At 33.8% G+C, this 18,284-nt stretch carries 18 protein-coding genes and 1 pseudogene; 8 read left to right on the forward strand and 11 right to left on the reverse strand.

Annotated elements, in window-relative coordinates; all coding sequences use genetic code 11:
- Positions 1-33: 33 nt before the first annotated feature.
- Entirely contained in the window at positions 34-837 is an 804-nt protein-coding gene (locus WCG23_07230; protein ID MEI8389664.1) for a carboxypeptidase-like regulatory domain-containing protein, read from the reverse strand.
- Positions 838-1,198: 361 nt separating this feature from the next.
- Between WCG23_07230 and WCG23_07235 the strand changes: the two genes are divergently transcribed.
- The 6 genes from WCG23_07235 to WCG23_07260 all read left to right on the forward strand — a co-directional run bounded on the left by WCG23_07235 (position 1,199) and on the right by WCG23_07260 (position 5,616).
- Positions 1,199-3,070 (forward strand): hypothetical protein, encoded by a 1,872-nt coding sequence (locus tag WCG23_07235; GenBank protein MEI8389665.1) that lies wholly within the window; start codon positions 1,199-1,201, stop codon positions 3,068-3,070.
- A 1-nt stretch (position 3,071) separates the two neighbouring features.
- Positions 3,072-3,395 (forward strand): hypothetical protein, encoded by a 324-nt coding sequence (locus tag WCG23_07240; GenBank protein MEI8389666.1) that lies wholly within the window; start codon positions 3,072-3,074, stop codon positions 3,393-3,395.
- 106 nt (positions 3,396-3,501) lie between these two features.
- Positions 3,502-3,849 (forward strand): hypothetical protein, encoded by a 348-nt coding sequence (locus WCG23_07245; GenBank protein ID MEI8389667.1) that lies wholly within the window; start codon positions 3,502-3,504, stop codon positions 3,847-3,849.
- Positions 3,850-3,924: 75 nt separating this feature from the next.
- Complete coding sequence (locus WCG23_07250) at positions 3,925-4,308, forward strand: hypothetical protein (GenBank protein ID MEI8389668.1); 384 nt, start codon at positions 3,925-3,927, stop codon at positions 4,306-4,308.
- A 132-nt stretch (positions 4,309-4,440) separates the two neighbouring features.
- Positions 4,441-4,773, forward strand: coding sequence for a hypothetical protein (locus WCG23_07255; GenBank protein MEI8389669.1), 333 nt, complete (start codon positions 4,441-4,443; stop codon positions 4,771-4,773).
- 156 nt (positions 4,774-4,929) lie between these two features.
- On the forward strand, positions 4,930-5,616 hold the full coding sequence (locus WCG23_07260) for a lysophospholipid acyltransferase family protein (protein MEI8389670.1): 687 nt from the start codon (positions 4,930-4,932) through the stop codon (positions 5,614-5,616).
- Here WCG23_07260 and WCG23_07265 read toward each other — a convergent pair.
- The 5 genes from WCG23_07265 to WCG23_07285 all read right to left on the reverse strand — a co-directional run bounded on the left by WCG23_07265 (position 5,613) and on the right by WCG23_07285 (position 11,699).
- Positions 5,613-6,176, reverse strand: coding sequence for an EF-hand domain-containing protein (locus WCG23_07265; protein ID MEI8389671.1), 564 nt, complete (start codon positions 6,174-6,176; stop codon positions 5,613-5,615). The genes WCG23_07260 and WCG23_07265 overlap by 4 nt on opposite strands.
- Positions 6,177-6,266: 90 nt before the next feature.
- Entirely contained in the window at positions 6,267-7,994 is a 1,728-nt protein-coding gene (locus WCG23_07270; protein ID MEI8389672.1) for a proline--tRNA ligase, read from the reverse strand.
- Positions 7,995-8,316: 322 nt separating this feature from the next.
- On the reverse strand, positions 8,317-8,763 hold the full coding sequence (locus WCG23_07275) for an OmpH family outer membrane protein (GenBank protein ID MEI8389673.1): 447 nt from the start codon (positions 8,761-8,763) through the stop codon (positions 8,317-8,319).
- Between the two features lie 250 nt (positions 8,764-9,013).
- Positions 9,014-10,300, reverse strand: a complete 1,287-nt coding sequence (locus WCG23_07280) for a (Fe-S)-binding protein (GenBank protein ID MEI8389674.1) — start codon at positions 10,298-10,300, stop codon at positions 9,014-9,016.
- Complete coding sequence (locus WCG23_07285) at positions 10,293-11,699, reverse strand: FAD-linked oxidase C-terminal domain-containing protein (GenBank protein MEI8389675.1); 1,407 nt, start codon at positions 11,697-11,699, stop codon at positions 10,293-10,295. Before WCG23_07285 ends, WCG23_07280 begins: the two co-directional genes overlap by 8 nt.
- Positions 11,700-11,856: 157 nt before the next feature.
- Between WCG23_07285 and WCG23_07290 the strand changes: the two genes are divergently transcribed.
- Positions 11,857-12,591, forward strand: coding sequence for a glycine zipper family protein (locus WCG23_07290; protein ID MEI8389676.1), 735 nt, complete (start codon positions 11,857-11,859; stop codon positions 12,589-12,591).
- Between the two features lie 12 nt (positions 12,592-12,603).
- On the opposite strand, the gene lipB is transcribed toward WCG23_07290, so the two are convergent.
- The 5 genes and pseudogenes from lipB to WCG23_07315 all read right to left on the reverse strand — a co-directional run bounded on the left by lipB (position 12,604) and on the right by WCG23_07315 (position 16,603).
- Positions 12,604-13,203 carry a lipoyl(octanoyl) transferase LipB gene (lipB, locus tag WCG23_07295; protein ID MEI8389677.1) on the reverse strand — a complete coding sequence of 200 codons (600 nt, stop codon included), beginning with the start codon at positions 13,201-13,203 and terminating at the stop codon, positions 12,604-12,606.
- Positions 13,203-14,324: a DegT/DnrJ/EryC1/StrS family aminotransferase gene (locus WCG23_07300; protein MEI8389678.1), complete on the reverse strand. Its 1,122-nt coding sequence runs from the start codon at positions 14,322-14,324 to the stop codon at positions 13,203-13,205. Before WCG23_07300 ends, lipB begins: the two co-directional genes overlap by 1 nt.
- 142 nt (positions 14,325-14,466) lie before the next feature.
- Positions 14,467-15,450: a deoxyguanosinetriphosphate triphosphohydrolase gene (locus WCG23_07305; protein ID MEI8389679.1), complete on the reverse strand. Its 984-nt coding sequence runs from the start codon at positions 15,448-15,450 to the stop codon at positions 14,467-14,469.
- Positions 15,451-15,610: 160 nt separating this feature from the next.
- Positions 15,611-16,156 (reverse strand): annotated as a pseudogene (locus WCG23_07310) (IS30 family transposase).
- Positions 16,157-16,408: 252 nt separating this feature from the next.
- Positions 16,409-16,603, reverse strand: a complete 195-nt coding sequence (locus tag WCG23_07315; protein ID MEI8389680.1) for a helix-turn-helix domain-containing protein — start codon at positions 16,601-16,603, stop codon at positions 16,409-16,411.
- 317 nt (positions 16,604-16,920) lie between these two features.
- On the opposite strand from WCG23_07315, the gene WCG23_07320 reads away from it, so the two are divergent.
- Positions 16,921-18,174, forward strand: a complete 1,254-nt coding sequence (locus WCG23_07320; GenBank protein MEI8389681.1) for a methyl-accepting chemotaxis protein — start codon at positions 16,921-16,923, stop codon at positions 18,172-18,174.
- Positions 18,175-18,284 lie beyond the last annotated feature (110 nt).

Raw genomic sequence — 18,284 nt, forward strand, 5'->3', positions numbered from 1 at the left:
ACCTGTACTCTTTTTCTTTCTTATATTTTACCATTAAAATGCAAGCAGTAAATTCATAAACTCCATGTCGTCATAATCAACATAGCTTGTTGCCTGTTGATTTATACCTGTTTTTATCAAAATTGTATTATTGGAATTTTGTTTAAGAAGGTTTACAGGTAAAGGAATCTCCTGATCATCACCGTTAATTTTGATATCAGTAACTTTTTTTGAATTAATATAAAGCTGCATGGAAGAGCTATAAGCTTTTATTCTTGCTTTGCCATCTACAGTGTGCGCCATTTTTGTATCTAAACCTATTATTGTGCCAATTTTTAAGACAGGATTGCTTTTGTTGTCAATTTTGTTAACAAAAAATTCTTTAAAAAAATCGGCCCCTTCTGATTGTAGTTTAAAATCCTCCGCATTTGCAGATTTTTTAGAATAATTATCATCCCCGAGATGGTGAATTTCGCTGTCTATAACTATCTCGTTACCAAAAAGTTTTGTTATGGCTATAGTTAAAGGATTGCCGTTTTTGCTTTCGTCTATTGTCAAAGAAAATGGCTTATAGCCGTTAGCCTTAACAGAAAGGATAGCAGGGCCTTTAAAAGAAGTATCAAGTTTAAATTGTCCAGAATTGTTAGTTTTTGTAAAAAGACCTTCCGCTGGAATTGAGACTTCAGCCCCGGAAATGGGGTTTCCTGTTGTGCCATCAACAACAATATGTGATTTTTCCAGAAATTCTTCTTTGTTTATATTTCCGGAAAGAGTTTGTGCGGCACAAAATTCGCAAAAGCACGTGTTAATAAAGACTGATAAGGATAAAAAAAGAATAAAAACATTAAATTTTTTCATTTTCCCGAGTCTAATTTGTATATGTAACCAATAAAATTCAGTTTATATGTGAATCGTTTAAATTTTAAAAGCAAACAGTATATTTTACATTCGAGAGTGGAACTAAACCGTCAAGCCATTTTTTTGAAATTGGTATAAAATCTGGACTATCTTTACATAAATCTGGATTATGTCAGCAAAAGTCTGGATTATCGTTGTATAAATTTATTTTGAATCAGAGTGTTTATAAATGTTTTATCCATACAAAAATTGTTAACTAATAAAACAAAATTAACTCTTTGTTGAAAGAATAACGGGGTTTTTCCCGTATGTTATTCTGTGGAGAAAATAAAAAAAAGATATTTAGCGGGAAAGGAGTCTTATGACAAGTATTAACAATTTAACGCAGTTTGTTCCGGGAACAAAAGCCCTTGCAAGTGAGATAAACGATAATTTTGAAACTCTAAGGCAGGGGCACAATAGTCAGGAAACAAGATTAGGCACTCTTGAAACTAATTTTACAACTCTTGAAACTAATGGCGGCGAGGATCTTATAAATGTTGAAAAAGCAGGTGCAAAATGTGACGATCTTACTGACGATACGGCTATTATTCAAAGTATTCTCGATTCAGGCAAAAATCCGTTTATTCCTGCCAATAAAAGTGTAAAAATTACAAACACCCTCGTTTTTAAGGCTTTAGGGCAGGGGATATTTGGCGCAAATTCTTATACATCAGTTCTTCGCTGGCATGGTGCAGCTAATGGACTTATGATAAATGCTTCTTATAATAATGTGAGAATTGAAAATATAAAATTGGACGGGCTTAGCACTTCCGGAGTAAATGGAATTAACCTTGCAAAAAACAGCAGTACTTATAATCAGATTTTGAGGAATGTAAGAGTTTCATCTTGTGGCGGAGTCGGAATTCAGGGGTTTGATGCAGATAGCCCGCAATATTTTGCAAATGATGTTTATTTCGAAAAATGTCAGGTTTCTTCTTGTATAACCGGCATGTCATTTAGAGTTCCGACACAGCATTTAACAGATTGCAGGTTTGATGGATGCTCAACAGCTCTTGCAGCTTATGCAAACTCAAAAATAAACATTTCCGGCGGAATTTTTTCTGCAAACGAATATGATATAAAGTATGATAATGCTGAAATTACTTGTTCAGGTTCAAAATTTGAAAATGGAACACAGAAAATATTTTCAACATTTACGGGTTCTTCTGCAAATTTAAGCCTGTTATCGATGATTGGCTGTCATATTCATACTCTTACAACGCAAGTTTATGCTATAGACCTGTCAGAAGTTACAACGAGCGGCTCTTTTGTTTTTCTCGGAAATACTTTTGCAAGTGATTCGGCAACAAAAAATATTAATCTAAGCAGCAAAGTAAGCAATTTTATCAGTCATAATAGTAATATAGGCAGTATAAAAGGAGCTTTTAACCTTACCAAAAGCGGATATGTTCCTTATTCAGTCTCAAGCGGTTCTATTGATGCCAACGGTTATGCTTCATTTATTTCTAAAGTAGATAATTCAACGGTAACAATACAGGCTACAAGTACAAATATTGTTTTAATTTATCCGGATTCCTCACAGGAAATAATACCGGCAGACCAAAACGTTGCTTCTATTGCTGATAGTTCAACAACCGTATTTATTAAAGAAAAAAATAACGATATAGTTCAAAAAGCCACCGGCGTTACGGAAAGTTATCAAGTACCTTCAGGCGGCTCCGACGGAGATTATTGGTTACAAATATCCGTTAAACCTTATAAACCTTTTAAAAAAATATCGGGAGTGTGGACAGAAACACAATTTGTAAAGCTCGGAGAAGCGACAAAAACATCTGGTACTCTTGGAACGCCTATAAGTTATGCCTTTAACGGGCAATGTATTTCTCTAGAATACACAGGGGCAACCTCAACAACAACAGTTATAAATCATAATATCGGAACAACAAAAATAAAAACAAAAGCTATGGCAAGATGCGCTACCGTAGATGGTTCTTATGCCGTTAATGATATTGGAGAAGTCTTTACAGGATCAGATCCCGCAATAATGGATCAATATGGGACAGTAGTCCATTTTATACATGGAAGAGCGCCAATAACAAAAATCACTAAAAATACTTTATCTGTTAGTATATCTTCATTTTTTCTGACAGATATTGAACCTTCAAGAGGTGTAACAGCGCAAACAGCAGGTTCTTGGAAAATATACACAATTTCAGAAAGGGCATTTTAATATGTTGAAAAATTGCAGAATTTTAAATAAAAATACAAATGAATTATTTTTTGGTCAAATAGATACCGAATTTGAAAATTTATCGGAATATGAACTTGCTGAAATTCCCGATGATCAAAAATTATACAAATTTGAAAACGGACAAATTGTTGAGTATGCCGAAAATCAAACAGAAAATCATAATTCTTTAATAATTCAGCAAATACATCAAATAGAAGCATCGCAAAGCAGGGCTTCAAGAGAAGCCATTTTGTACGGTGATAAAACAAGGCTTGAACAGTATGAACAGCAAATAATAAATCTAAGAAATCAGATAACTAATTAAAAAAATAAAAATAAAAATTTTGTTATTCTCCGGCAATAAACTTTGTTATAAGATGTTGCTGGAGTTTTTATTTTTTGAATACAAATTTAAATAAAAGGAGAATGTTATGAAAAAAGTTTATTTTATTTTTGGAATATTAATTATTGCAGATTTATTTTATTTTTCTTTTGTAAATCACGGTCCTTCTTTAACACTTAATTATAAACCTTTGATTAACGGTATTCCGGTTGATTCGGGCTGGATATATTTAATTATCGGTTTATATGGCGTTTTAGCAGGCTTTTTGCTCACTTATTCAAAAAATATTGAACTTAAAGAAAAAATTAAAAAATTATCAAGAAATGTCGAAAAAACTTCTATAGTGTCAGAAGAAAGTTCTGATAAAGTAAAAGCACTTGAAGCTAAAATTCAGACTCTTGAAACTGCTTTAAAAGAAGCTTTGAATAAAAATTAATAGTATTATAAAATATAGTTGTATAATAACTATTACTTTTTCGGGAAAATAGGCATAATATCGGGAGATACCAACATGGCAAAGGCAATTAATTGGCCTAAAGAATTTTATGACGAAGTGATTTCAGAGGACATGGAATCTGTAAGAATAGCAATTAGACCCGGAAGTCTTTATTTTGATAATTGTTATTATACTCCTGACGAGGTTGTTGATATCAGGGTTGATCATAAAATTGTCAGACAAGGCATTATAGTGGGCGATCTTGAACTTGTAAAAATAAAAGATATCTCTGATGAAAATTTGGCAAAATATAAAAAAAGCATGTCGAATAAAAAAGATTTGATAGATTTTTTGTCAAAAAATTATAATCAACAGATAAATGACGATGATGAAGTGACTTTAATAACTTATAAAAATCTTGAAATAGCAGCTCCTGACGACGATGATCCCCACATGTAAAAAATATGTTAAATTTTGTAAATTGTATGTGCGTCAACTATGAATTTTTTGTTATCACGAGTTTTAAGTAATTAGATAAAAGAAAACAAATTTAAAGCGTGAGGGAAATTAAGAAATAAACGGGTCTAAAAAATGAAAAGTATGAAAAATTTAAAGTTCACCAATGAACTAAAAGGTATCGGTCCAAAGTTACGATGGTTTTTGTTTACCCAGATGCAGGATCTCAAATTAACATCAGAGTACATTAATTTTATTTGTCCTGATTCCGGTAGAAAAAACAATGAAATGTCCAATCCGATTGAAAGTTTGGAAAAAATGGTGAAACAGGCGCTTATTAGAGAGTTTTCGCCAGAAATTCAGAATTTAAAGTCATTTGATCTTCTTGTGGCTACTGTCATGCATAACATTCAGGTAAAAGCACTTCAAGGCGATGTCGTAACCGATGAAGAGCTGGATCTTGATTAAAAAACCGTTTTGATTTAAATTTTAAACTTTAAATTTTGAAAGATTATCATTCTTTTTTCCCAAAAATCCATTTTTTTGCTAAATTGTTATTATACAGCTCCAAAAAAATAATTGTTTGGTTTAGGTAATAAGTTTAATAAGGATTGTAAGATAGCAATGGCAAATAAGTTTGCAAAAGTCAAACCGGAAAGTTACAACAAATTTAAAAAAATATTTCAATATTTCGTAATTTATTTTATAAGTTATCCGTTTTTTAAAATTTTTTTTAGGGTAGAAATTAACGGCAGGGAAAATGTTCCAAAAGACGGAGCATATATAGTTGCATCAAATCACTCTTCTTATTTTGATCCGTTTATAGTTTGTCTGGCAACAAAAAGGTCTGTAGCTTTTATGGCAAAAGAAGAACTGTTTCATGTGCCTGTTCTTTCCCCGATTATTCAAGCTTTGGGTGCTTTTTCCGTCAATAGAGAAAAGCTTGAAATTTCAACAATTAAATCCGCAAAAGATGTTTTATCCAAAACAAAATGGCTTTTAGGAATTTTCCCTGAAGGAACAAGAGTAAAAGCTAAAAAAGTAGGCAAAATAAATTCAGGTTTTGGCTATCTTGCAAAAACAACAAAAACAAAAGTGCTTCCTGTCGGAATAGACTTTAGAAGACCTTTTTGTCCGTTTTTTGGGAAACTTGTTGTAAGAATAGGTCCGTTAATAGAAGTTTCCAGCAATCCTGAAGAACTACTTGATAAGTGGGGAAAGTCAATTTCTGAGCTTACAGGTTTTTATTACAGCAAAGAAGATTCTATACAAAGCGAAACTGATACGGCTACAGATTCTACACCTGCTTAATAATTAGTAAAAGAAGTTTTATTTTGGTTTGTTGTATTAGTGTCTGTTGAATCAGCAGTATCTGTGCTGTTGCCATCATAAAATACCGATATATTCGAAGCTTTAAAGTCACATAATTCTTTTTTCTTGTCTTCAATTTCTTTATTAAATTTATAAGTGTTTATTTCTGCTTGAGAAACATGCCCGTCATGATTTGTATCTATTTTATTAAAATTTTGGATTACTTCATCAAGTAGTTTTTTAGAAGTATTTACCGAATTACCTGTCTGCCCCGATAAGGTTTTTAGCTGGGCATAAGTTAAGCCTTGTTTATCAATAGAATTTAGCAAATTAGTGAGTTCTTCTTTTGAAATGAACTGGTTCTGATTTGTATCTATATTGTTAAAATTGAGTTTTAACAGGTCAGAAAAAGGCAAATCTGATGTTGCAATCTGGTTTTGATTTACAAAATCTCCAAGGGAAATTCCGTTTAGATTAGTCTTGTCTAGTGTGTCATAAACTCTTTGCAAGCCGAATTTTGCATTTAAGAATAACTGGTTTGAATTATATTTGTCCAACATGGCAAATTCCCCACTTTGGTTACAAAGCTAATTATAATTATATTTTTAAAAAAATCACCATATGTTTGAGTTATTTTTGAAGTGATTTGTTTATATGGAGGTTGTAATCAGTTCAAGGACTTTGTTGACGGCTTCATCTTTTGGAACGATTGTCATTTCGCCTGTTGAGCGGATTTTTATTTCAACATTACCCTCAGTTATGGTTTTTCCGACAGTTATTCTTACAGGAATACCTATTAAATCAGCATCTTTGAATTTTACTCCTGCTCTTTCAGATCTGTCATCAATGATAACTTCAATATTTTTCTCTGTAAGCTCTTTATAGAAAGCTTCTGCTGTTTCCATCTGAAGCGTATCATTTATATTTACGGGAACTATAATTACATGATACGGTGCTATAGCCATAGGCCATTTGATTCCATTTTCATCATGATATCTTTCAATAGCAGCCGCAGCAGTTCTTGAAACACCGATTCCGTAACAGCCCATAATAAAAGGGTTTTCTTTGCCGGTTTCATCCGTAAAAGTTGCTTTCATTTTTTTGGAATATTTTGTCCCGAGTTTAAAAATGTTCCCAACTTCGATTCCTTTGGTAATATCAAGTTTTCCGCTGCAGTTAGGACAGATTTCACCTGCCTCGGCAAGCCTGATATCGGTTAATGTTTTAGGAAGATCAATATCTTTGCCCCAGTTAGCCCCGACTAAATGCACATCAGCTTTGTTAATTCCAACCACAAAGTTCTTTAAGTCCGCTATGCTGTTATCGCCTATAATTTGAACATTAAGTCCTTTTGATCCGATAAAGCCTGTTTCTAATTCAAGATTAAATTTTTCTCCCAGTTCTTTTACGTCTGCTTCTGTTGCAATTCTCAATTCATTTGCATTAAGAGCATTTTTGAGTTTAATTTCTTCTATTGTCTTATCGCCTCTGATAAGAGCAAGAACATATCTTTGGTCTGCCACATATACAAGTGATTTACAGATAACAGAAGGTGGAATATTCAAGAACTGTGATAAAGTTTCGATGGTTTTTACATTAGGAGTATCAACTTCTCTGGCTTCTGTAAATTTGCCGTCAGTTTCCGCAGGAAGCATTTTTGACTCGGCTCTGTTTGAATTTGCCGCATAACCGCAGGAATCGCAAAAAAGAACATCGTTTTCTCCGCTGTCAGTTCTGGTTAGTACCATAAACTCATGGCTTACGCTCCCGCCTATCGCTCCTGAATCGCTTCGTACCATTTTTGTTTCGAGTCCGCATCTGTTGAAAATATTTATATAAGCTTCGGTCATCTTTTGGTAAGAAACATCAAGACCTTCTTCATCAGCGTCAAAGCTGTAAGCATCTTTCATTATAAATTCTTTGCCTCTTAAAAGTCCGAATCTTGGTCTTATTTCGTCCCTGAATTTGTCCTGAATCTGATATAAGTTGACAGGAAGCTGCCTGTAAGATTTAATTTCATCTCTTGCGAGGGCTGTAATAATTTCTTCGTGTGTTGGTCCAAGCGCACACATTTTTCCATGCCTGTCTTTGAGGCGCATTAGTTCTTTTCCATAGACTTCCCATCTTCCTGATTCCTGCCATAGTTCTTCAGGTTGAAGTATAGGAAGAAGCAATTCTTGTGCATCTTTGGCATCCATTTCTTCACGGATTATATTTTCAATTTTTTTAAGCACTCTGTACATAAGAGGCATGTATGTATAAATTCCGCTGGTTGTTTTTCTTATATAGCCTGCCCGTATAAGTAGCTGGTGGCTGATTACTTCTGCATCAGCCGGAGTTTCTCTTAATGTGTTAAAAAACAGTTTTGACATTTTCATGATAAATAACCCTTTAAAAAAAATTTAAATATGTTAAAATAAAAAGGTGGATAGGCAGGGAGCGCTAACTCCCGTTTACTCTATTCATTTATTAAAATGGTTATTATTTTTAAGATTAGCTCTAGAATTTCTAGGGCTTTTCTTATTATTTTATTCCCATCTATCATAAGCATCACCACCTTTGCTAAGAAATTTTTACGATTTGCAGTCGTAGCTTAGCGGTAGCGATTAGAGTGCCTACCCGAAAATAATTATACAATTAAAAATTAAAATAATAAACGCACCGGGTAAAAATCCGGTGCGTCTTACTCTGTAGAAAATTTTACTTGTTTAATTCGGAAAGAACTTCCTCTGTAATGTCTTTTCCTCCCATAATGATATTGTCTTTCTTGAAAATAAAATCGATTTTTTTATGGTCAGCAACTTTTTTTACTGTAGTGATAATATTGTTCTGAAGTGCCTGCACGTTTTTTTCGTAATCAGCTTTAAAAACATTATTTTTTTGCTGAATTTCTTCGCTTAATTTTTTTTCAAGTTCGGCTCGTTCCGTATCTGTTTTAGCTTCGCCAACCTGAGTTCTTGCTTCTGTTATCATTTTTTGAATTTCATTCTGCTGGTCTTTAATTTCGTTGGTAATTTCCTGCGCTTTTGTATAATTTCCAAGAATTTTAGTCATATCAACAAAACCGATTGTTTGTGAAGCAGATGCTCCCAAATTTGCACAAAACATTGTTCCAATTACCGAAAGTGAAATAATAAACTTTTTCATAACAATCTCCTCTTTAATCTATTTATACTAAAACGAGTTTATATTTTCGAAAACTCATCATTTCCGAAAATAACGCTCCTACTGACGAATACCGCTTTTCTGCCGGTTGTTAAAATCCTGAATTTATTGTTGAAGCGGTATATAAATTAAATTACTAAATAAATTAAAAATAAAGTGATTTAGTGGTATTTTAGCCGGCTGTAACTAAACTATAGCCAGCAGAATTAGTTTGGTTAATTAAAAAATTATTTTATTTTTCGTCTATAAGATATAATTCTGCGAGAAGTTCAACGGGGTGATAGATTGGTATTGTTGAGTTTTTTTCTGTTAATCCCTGAGAAAGGCCTATTTTGCAACCTGCACAGCTTGTGCAAACTATATCTGCTTTAGTATTAATTATATTTTGAGCTTTTTCCGATGAAATTGCCTTTGATATTTCAGGTTGTGAAATACAAAAAGTTCCTGCTGCTCCGCAGCATACGTCAGAGTCTTTCATTTCTCGAAAATCTATCCCCTGTATTTTTTTAAGTATTTTTCTCGGCTCTTCAAATACTTTCTGGAATCTTTTTAAGTGGCACGGGTCATGATAAGTTATTTTTTTATTAATTTCAGCGTTTTCAGGAATGTAAAGTTCTCTTTCGGCAAGGAATTTATTAATATTTATTGTTTTTTCAGTAAGGAGTCGGGCTTTATTGACAAGTTCCTGACGGACAAAATCAGGGTAAAATTCCCAAACAGAACCGCATGAAGCACAGTCTGTAATTATATAGTCAACATTATCAGGAATCTGGTTTAAATTATTTTCTGCAAGCTCAGAAAAGCTTTTGTAATCTCCGGCACTTCTTGCTGCTATTCCGCAACAGGTAAAGTTTTTTGGAATATTTACCTTGAAACCGTTTTTTTCAAGCACCATTAAGACAGCATTTTTGACACTGGAGTTTACATAGTTGTTTATACAGCCGGGAAAATAAATTATATTGATACTTGATGGTTGTTTTAGCGGTTTAAGTTTGTTGTATTTTATGTGTTCTTTGAGCTGCGAGTTAAATAAATTTAAAAAATTAATAATTAATTTTGGTTTTTTAAAAATGCCTGCAAGATTCTTCGGGATAAAACCCTCAAAAAAAGAAAAGATAAATCTATAAGCGTCTAGTATCATTTTAAGCAAACCCAGCCTAAAGTTTGACTTGAAATTAGCGAGTATAAATCCTTTAATAAAGCCTATTCCGTTGACTTTCGCACTTTCATGCCTTGCTGCTGATATGATTTCTTCTGCCGAAATACCGCTCGGGCAAAAATCATAACAAGCTTTGCAGCCAAGACAAAGTTCAAGGTTTTTAGCGACTTTTTTATTGAATTTCAATTTACCGTTGATTATACCGTTTAAAAGAGTAAATTTGCCTCTTGAAACAGAAGTTTCCAGGCCAGTTGCTTTATAAACGGGGCAAACTGACTGGCATAAGCCGCATTTTGTGCATTTATACACATCTTCCGCATAGTTATTTAAGCTTTTAAAATTTGTTTTTTTTTCACTCATGGAAAATCTTGCCCGGGTTTAAAATGTTTTTAGGGTCAAAAAGTTTTTTAATCTCTTTCATATACTTGATAGAATTTTCATCAAGAGCTTTTTTCATAAAGCTTGACTTTAACATACCGATTCCATGTTCTCCGGATAAAGATCCGCCAAGCTCTATAGCGGCATCAAATAGTTCTTCGGCAGCTTTTTCAAAGTTTTCTGCCTCTTTTTTGTCTCTCAAGTCCAGCGAGAAATTGGGGTGAATATTGCCGTCTCCGGCATGTCCCATAATACAGACCGTTAAATTATATTTGTCAGAAATTTTTCTTATTTTACTTATGAATTCGGGGATTTTATCTCTGGGGACAACAGCATCTTCCGTTAAGACATTTGGTCTTAGTCTTGCGACTGCTCCAAATGCGGATCTTCTGGCAAACCATATTTCGTCTGCTTCTTGCTGATTTTTGGAAACTCTTATGTTTTTAGCCCCAAATTGGTTGCAGATATCAATTATTTGTTGAGTTTGAACCTTCACAGATTCTTTAAATCCGTCTGTTTCAATCACTAAAACAGCCTCCATATCAGATGGAAGTCCTATATGATGGAAATTTTCTATTGTTTCCATTGTGTTTTTGTCCATAATATCAAGAGTGGCAGGAGTTATTTTAGCGGAAATTATGCCTGTAATTGCTTTTGCTGCGAGATTCATTGATTCAAAATATGCCAGCATTACCTGCTGTTCTTCAGGTTTTGGGATTAGTTTAAGCGTTGCTTCTACTATTATGCCAAGAGTTCCTTCCGAACCAACGAAAAGCTGGGTTAAATTGTAACCTGTGACGTTTTTAACTGTGGTTCCGCCTGTTTTCATAAGAGTTCCATCAGCAAGGATGATTTCAAGCCCTAATACATAATCTTTGGTTGTTCCGTATTTAAAACCGCGAGGTCCTCCGGAGGACTGGGCAATGCTTCCGCCGATTGTGGAAATTTTTAGGCTCGCAGGATCAGGAGGGTAAAAAAGACCGATATCATCAACTTCCTGTTGAAGATTTCCCAGCGCAACGCATGGTTGAACTGCACAAATCAGATTATTTTTGTCTATATCTAAAATTTTGTTCATTTTTGATAAGTGTAAAATTATACCGCCTTTTAAAGGGATACATCCGCCTACAAGATTTGTTCCTGCCGCTCTGGTAATGACAGGAATTTCGTTTTCGTTTGCTATTTTTATAATTTGACAAATCTGTTCTTTATTTTCCGGCAAAGCAACAACATCGGGAAGGTATAAATTTTCTCCTATAGCTGTAGCGTCATAAGCATAAACATATCTATCCTCGTAATCAGTCAATACGTTTTGATTTCCAAGAATTGTTTTAAGTGAATTTATGATTTTATCGTTTATATTTGAAGTAAAGTCAGACACTTTTCGAGCCTTTTAAACTGTAATTTCTTTTGACAACATAATTTTAGCACTTCATATAAAAAATCATATTTTTTGTTTATTTACAAAATTCGAAAAATAAGGAAGAATTAAAATAATATGATTTTAAGGGAAAGAAGAAAGAAGGACGGTAAAAGCAGTGAAATTCAATAAATTTGCTTCATTATTTTTAACTTTATCGGTTTTAGGAAATTTAAGTTTACCGGCGCTGGCTGCTCAGGAAATCATGGTGCTTCCTCCGGTAACTGACGGGACGACCCAGAGTCCGGGTTATTCACCTTATGTTAATAATTATCAAACACCTGTTTTAAAAGGAACGGTAACAACAGTTCCGGTGGGAACAGCGTTTGAAATTATTACAAATTCAGAAATAAATACAAAAAAAAATCATGTCGGTGAAATCTTCACAGCTACACTTAACCAACCGATTTCTGTGGGCAGCGATATCGTAATTCCCGCAGGAAGTGAAGTTTACGGGCAGGTTACTTATAGCGAAGATGCAGGAAGAATCGGTAGAAATGCTATTATGGAAATAAAATTCACCAGTGTTAAGCCTCCTTACGGGCATAAAATTCCTATGATAGGCAAAATCGTAACAAAAGATAATACCGGTGTTTTAAGAGGCGGTTCATTAAAACAGCAATTGGTTAAAAACGTTTCTTCTACTGCTGTAACAACAGTAGGTGGCTTAGCAGTAGGAACAGGAATCGGCGCAATTGCCGGTGAAGCTGGTATAGGTGCTGCAGTGGGTTCTATTACAGGCGGTGTTGTCGGGCTTGGCTATATAATTATCAAAAAAGGTCGGGAAGTTAATCTTCCTATAGGTACAAAAATGGTTGTAACTCTTGAACAGCCATTAGTTGTAGGACAATAAAAGCCGATCTTGTTAAAAAATCTTATAAAATTCCTCTATTATTATGTCTTGAACTAATGATAGAGGAATTTCTTCTTTGATTAATTCTTTTACAGAAGTCATTGTTTCAGAACTTAATCCGCACGGGTTTATTCTGGAAAAACCTTCCATTTTATTATTTATATTAAGAGCAAAGCCATGCAAGGTTATCCCTTTTTTTATTCCGATACCGACAGAAGCTATTTTTTTTTCTCCAACCCAGACGCCTACTAAATCAGGATGTTTTCTGGCTTCAATATTAATTCTTGAAAGCGTATTTATGATTAATTTTTCAATTTTATCCAGAAAAGCCTTAACACTAAGTTTTTCTTCTCTTAAATTAAGAATAATATAGCCTACAAGCTGACCCTGCTCGTGATAAGTCAAATCACCGCCGCGATTTGTCATCACAACAGGAATATTTTTATCAAGAATGCTGGTTTCTTTTGAACCCTTTCCCCTTGTAAAAACAGCGTCATGCTCGCATAGGAGAAAATAATTATCTTTCGAACTTTCTTTTTTTTCTACAAGAGAAAGCTGAAAGTCATAAGCTTCCTGATAGGGTATTTTTCCAAGTTTTTTTATGTTCCACATTAAGCTTTGACTGAAAGTTCCACAAGACTTGATTTAATAGCATCGGTAACTTGTTTTTGCTGTTCTCTGGTGATTTCAGGGAACATTGGCAAAGAAAGTACCTGTATTGTGCATTTTTCTGTATTAGGCAACAACCCTTCGGCAAATCCGAAATTTTTGTAAGCTGCTTGCAAATGTATCGGCACAGGGTAATAAATCATTGCCATAACGCCTTTTTGCCTTAAGGATTCAACGAGACTGTCTCTAACGGGCGCTTTGATTGTGTATTGATGGTAAACACAATAAGCATCTTTAAGTTCTTTAGGTGTTTGAATCTCTTTTACATCTTTAAGCAATTCATTATAATAATATGCAGCTTCTCTTCTTTTTGAGTTCCATTTGTCGATATGAGGGAATTTTACATTAAGGATAGCGGCATGAATTTCATCAAGACGGCTGTTTAAACCAACTTCATCGTGATAATATCTGACTTTACTGCCATGATTTCTTAAAGAAGCCAATCTTTCTGCCAGATAATCGCTGTTTGTTGTTACCATTCCTCCATCGCCAAAAGTTCCGAGGTTTTTTGTGGGGAAAAAACTAAAACAGCCTATATCACCGAGAGAACCGACTTTTTTACCTTTGTATTCCGCTCCTATTGCTTGAGCGCAATCTTCTATTACATAAAGATTGTATTTTTTAGCAATTTCAAGGATTGATGACATATCAACCGGCTGACCGTAAAGATGAACAGGAATTATTGCTTTTGTTTTCGGTGTGATTTTCTTTTCAAGTTCTTTCGGGTCAAAGTTAAAAGTATCAGGGTTTATATCCACAAAAACAGGAGTTGCCCCAACATAACTTATAGCTTCAACTGTTGCTATGAAAGTGAAAGAAACAGTAATAACTTCATCACCGGGACCTACATCAAGAGCTCTGAGCGCAAGATGAAGAGCGTCAGTGCCGGAAGCCACTCCAAGTGCATGGTTCACTTCGTTATATTTGGTAAAACTTTTTTCGAGTTTTTTGACGTTTTCGCCAAGAATATATTGTCCTGACGATAAAACTTTTAATACTGCTCTTTCTAAATCTGTTTTTAATTCTTCGTATTGATGACTTAAGTCTAAAATTGGAATCATAATTATTACCGCCTGTCTTTAAATTTTTTAAAGATTATCACTTAAGAAAAGTTTAGCATACACAAACACGTGCTTTATAAAATCTTAACAAGGTTTAAGATTGCGGCAGGATAGAGGCTTTAATCAATGAACAGTTGTTGATTTTTCAGGATTTTGTCGTGAATTTATCGATATAATCCTGCAAAGCAAATCTATCAGTCATGCCGGCTATATAATCTCCTACAATTCTTTCTTTTGTGTCTGATTTTGTTTTTGATTCTTGCTCTAATTGCTGCGAATTTTCCATGTAATAGTTAAAAAGCTCTAAAACAGCTTTTTTTGCTTTAGACTCTTCTTTTTTTGCAAGAGATTCTTTATAAACATTCTCGAACATCCAGGTTCTTAGTTCATTCATTGCTTTTTTGCACTCTGTAGACATTTTTATGCTGTCTTTGCTGTTTGAAACAATATCTTTTATTGTTGTTGTTATTCTTGTATTTATATTTAAACCGAGTGTGCCTATTGCATTTTTGGGAAGATCAGTTTCTTTTATAATGCCTGCTCTTATTGCATCGTCAATATCGTGATTTAAATACGCAATTCTATCTGCAATTTTAACTATTTGACCTTCAAGAGTAAAAGGAGCTTTTTCTCCTGTGTGATTAAGAATTCCATCAAGGGTTTCCTCCGTAAGATTGAGATTTTCAAGAAATTCAACCACTCTTAAGCTTTGTTCATTATGTTTGAAACCTCCCGACAATAATTCGTTAAGAACTTCTTCTCCTGTATGCCCGAAAGGAGTATGTCCTAAATCATGCCCGAGGGCGATTGCTTCTGTCAAATCTTCATTTAGAGCCAAAGCTCTTGCTATTGTCCTTGCTATTTGTGAAACTTCAAGAGTATGCGTCATTCTTGTTCTATAATGATCACCTGCCGGAGAAATAAAAACCTGAGTTTTGTGTTTCAACCGTCTAAAGGCTTTTGAGTGAAGAATCCTGTCTCGATCCCTCTGAAATTCTGTTCTGATAGGGCATGGTGTTATTTTTATTTTCCTGCCCCTTGTTTGAGAACTTTTGGCGGCATATTCGCTTAAATATGTTTCTTCAAATCGAATTTGTCTTTCTCTTATTTCAGAAAATTCATTATTCATTTTTTTGTACCCATCTTAAATTTGTAGAGGAAAGTCTTGGAAGTTGTCTTGTTAAACAATTCGTTTGTGATTTTAACCGCAGTTTCTAAACGAGCCTTAAAAGCTTATATATATTAATTTTAATATTTTAGCAAGATCAGCTCTTAGTAAAACTTTGTATTTATAAGGTTAGCTGAATGCAACAAGCAATTGCAATATTTAGTTCAAAAGCCTTTTGATTAGGGGATTTAAAGCCCAAACATTTCATAGAGCGATTGTTAATCCAATCTTCGACATATTGGATTTGTTCTTCTGAAATTGTATCAAAATCAGTTCCTTTAGGAAAGAACCTTCTGATTAAACCGTTAATGTTTTCCACAGTACCTTTTTCCCAAGCGTGATAAGGCTTACAGAAATATATTTCAGTGCCTAAAGCATCCTTTATTTTTTCGTGGTAACAAAATTCTGAACCATTATCAAAAGTCATTGTTTTTAAATCAATAATATTGTAATCTTTAAGTGCAAATATAATATTGGAACTGGCTTGCAAAGCGGTTTTGCGAGTCAGTTTTTTAATTTTTGTTCTTCTTGTCAATCTGTCAGCAGTTACAAGAAGTGCAGATAAACTTTTCTTTGAAAATATTGTATCCCCTTCAAAATGACCGAATTCTTTTCTTTCATTCCCTTCTATTGGCCTTTTATCTATATCGATTCTGTTTGGAATAAGAGTACGTTTAGATTTCCGTCATTTTCTTCTGGGTTTTCTTCCCAAATGTCTTCTGGTTAAAAATACTGTTAAATCGTTTCTTTCCTTGTATACAAACTGATAAACAGCTTCATGGCTTACCGACATTCCAATTTCTTCTTTTATTTTATTTGATATTATTTCAGGAGAATAACCAATTTTTAGATTAAATTCAATATATTCAATGATTTTGGAGTTCAGTCTCTTTCGTCTATGAGAGTTTTCCCAATTTCTTTAAATATTTTTATGAGATTGACTTCCAACATATTTATCCCGATAAAGTACTGAGGTTTCTTTTTTCAGTTCTCTGATTATTGTAGATCTATGTCTGCCGATAATTTTACCAATTTGAGCAGGACTTTTTCCTTCTGCCTTCAGGATAGAGATTTCATCTTTTTCTTTTTCTGTTAGATGTTTTGCTCTTCCCATTTGCAACACCTTATCTTTCTACATATCTATAATATATGTTTGTTCTGATAACGTGTTGCAATTAAAAATTGAACTCAAGCAATGGGTTAAAATTAAGAAATGTAACCCTGTTAATCTGTTTATTTTACTGGTCACAAAGACTATTTTCTTTGTTTATAACAAAAAACGCTTATTCTTGACACACGATATATGTTATTATTTAAAAAACAAACAAATTGTCAAAGTTTTGTTTGTTTTGAATAATAAATCAAATTATTTTTATTAGATTATGAAAAAAGCTAAAACGTCTTTTGTGTTAACTGGAAAGGGTGGTCTTTATGCAGTGGTTCAAGAATTTAAAAATAGCAGGGAAAATAAATCTGATAACATGCTCAATTGTTGTTATAGCCTTATTTATTCTATCAACAGTATTATTGGATAATATTTCAGTTAAAAGTACTAAAAGAGCTGAAGATTTCGCAAAAAAAGAAGCTTTAATCGGGGCGCAAGATGTCTTAAAGAAGTTTGAGATAACAAAAAGCGAATTATCCAAAATAAGGGATACCGTTCAGTTTGCAAGTGAAACTCATTCCATATCAAGAGAACAAATTATAAATCTTTTGCATAAATATATTAGCAATACTCCTGATGTTCTGGGGTTTTATACACTTTGGGAACCTAACAAGTTTGATGGCATAGATGCCAGTTATATAAACAGAAAAGGGTATGACGGCACAGGAAGGCTCATTCCTTATCTTGTCAGGTCAGGTAATGAAATTAAATTAGAACCGCTGGTTGATTATGAAAAAGAGGGCGCAGGGGATTACTACCTGTTGCCAAAGAAAACAAAATTGCTGACTTTAACAGAACCATACTTCTATAAAATAGAGGGAAAAGATGTTTTAATGGCATCATTAACAATGCCTATTTTAAATAAAAACGGAGATTTTCTTGGAATAGTCGGTGCTGATATTAAGCTGGATAAGCTTCAGGCATTAGTTGAAAAAACAAAACCTATGGGCGGTTATGCGGCATTACTCTCAGGAAAAGGAATTTTTGTAGCTCATGGAGCTGACCCGTCAGTTATTATGCAATCAGGCTCAAAATATGGACTGAAGTCAGTTATTGAACAAACGATTCAAGGAAAAGAGGTTAAAGAATATAATTATTCGAAAATATATAAAGGCGATGTATACAGAGTATTTAGCCCTATTCATCTTGAAGGTACGAATACATATTGGTCTTTTGTTTCAGTTCTGCCAAAGAATTATATTTTAGCTGACTTTTATTTCTATCTTAATTTAATTTTATGGGGTGTATTTTTAGCAATATTATTACTTGTTTTTGCCAATATATATTTTGTTAATCGCACCATAAACCCGATAAATCTTGTTGTAAAAGCATTAGATGAGGTTTCCAAAGGAAATTTAAAAGTAAATATAGATGAATCGACTTTATCGCGTGACGAAGCAGGTAAACTCGGATCAGCTCTTAATTTCACAGTAAAAAATCTTAGAGAGCTTGTGGGCGCAGTTGCTCAGTCAACAGAAGATATATCAGCGAGCTCGGAAGATAATGAGCTCATCTTCTGAACAAACGGCACAGGGTGCGCAGCAAACAGCAAGCAGCACGACTCAATTAGCACAGGGTGCGCAGGAAATTTCCAGAAACGTGGAACAGGGTGCTGCTAATTTGAACAAAA

This window comes from bacterium (genome assembly GCA_037147175.1).
Classification (GTDB): Bacteria; Cyanobacteriota; Vampirovibrionia; order Gastranaerophilales; family UBA9971; genus UBA9971.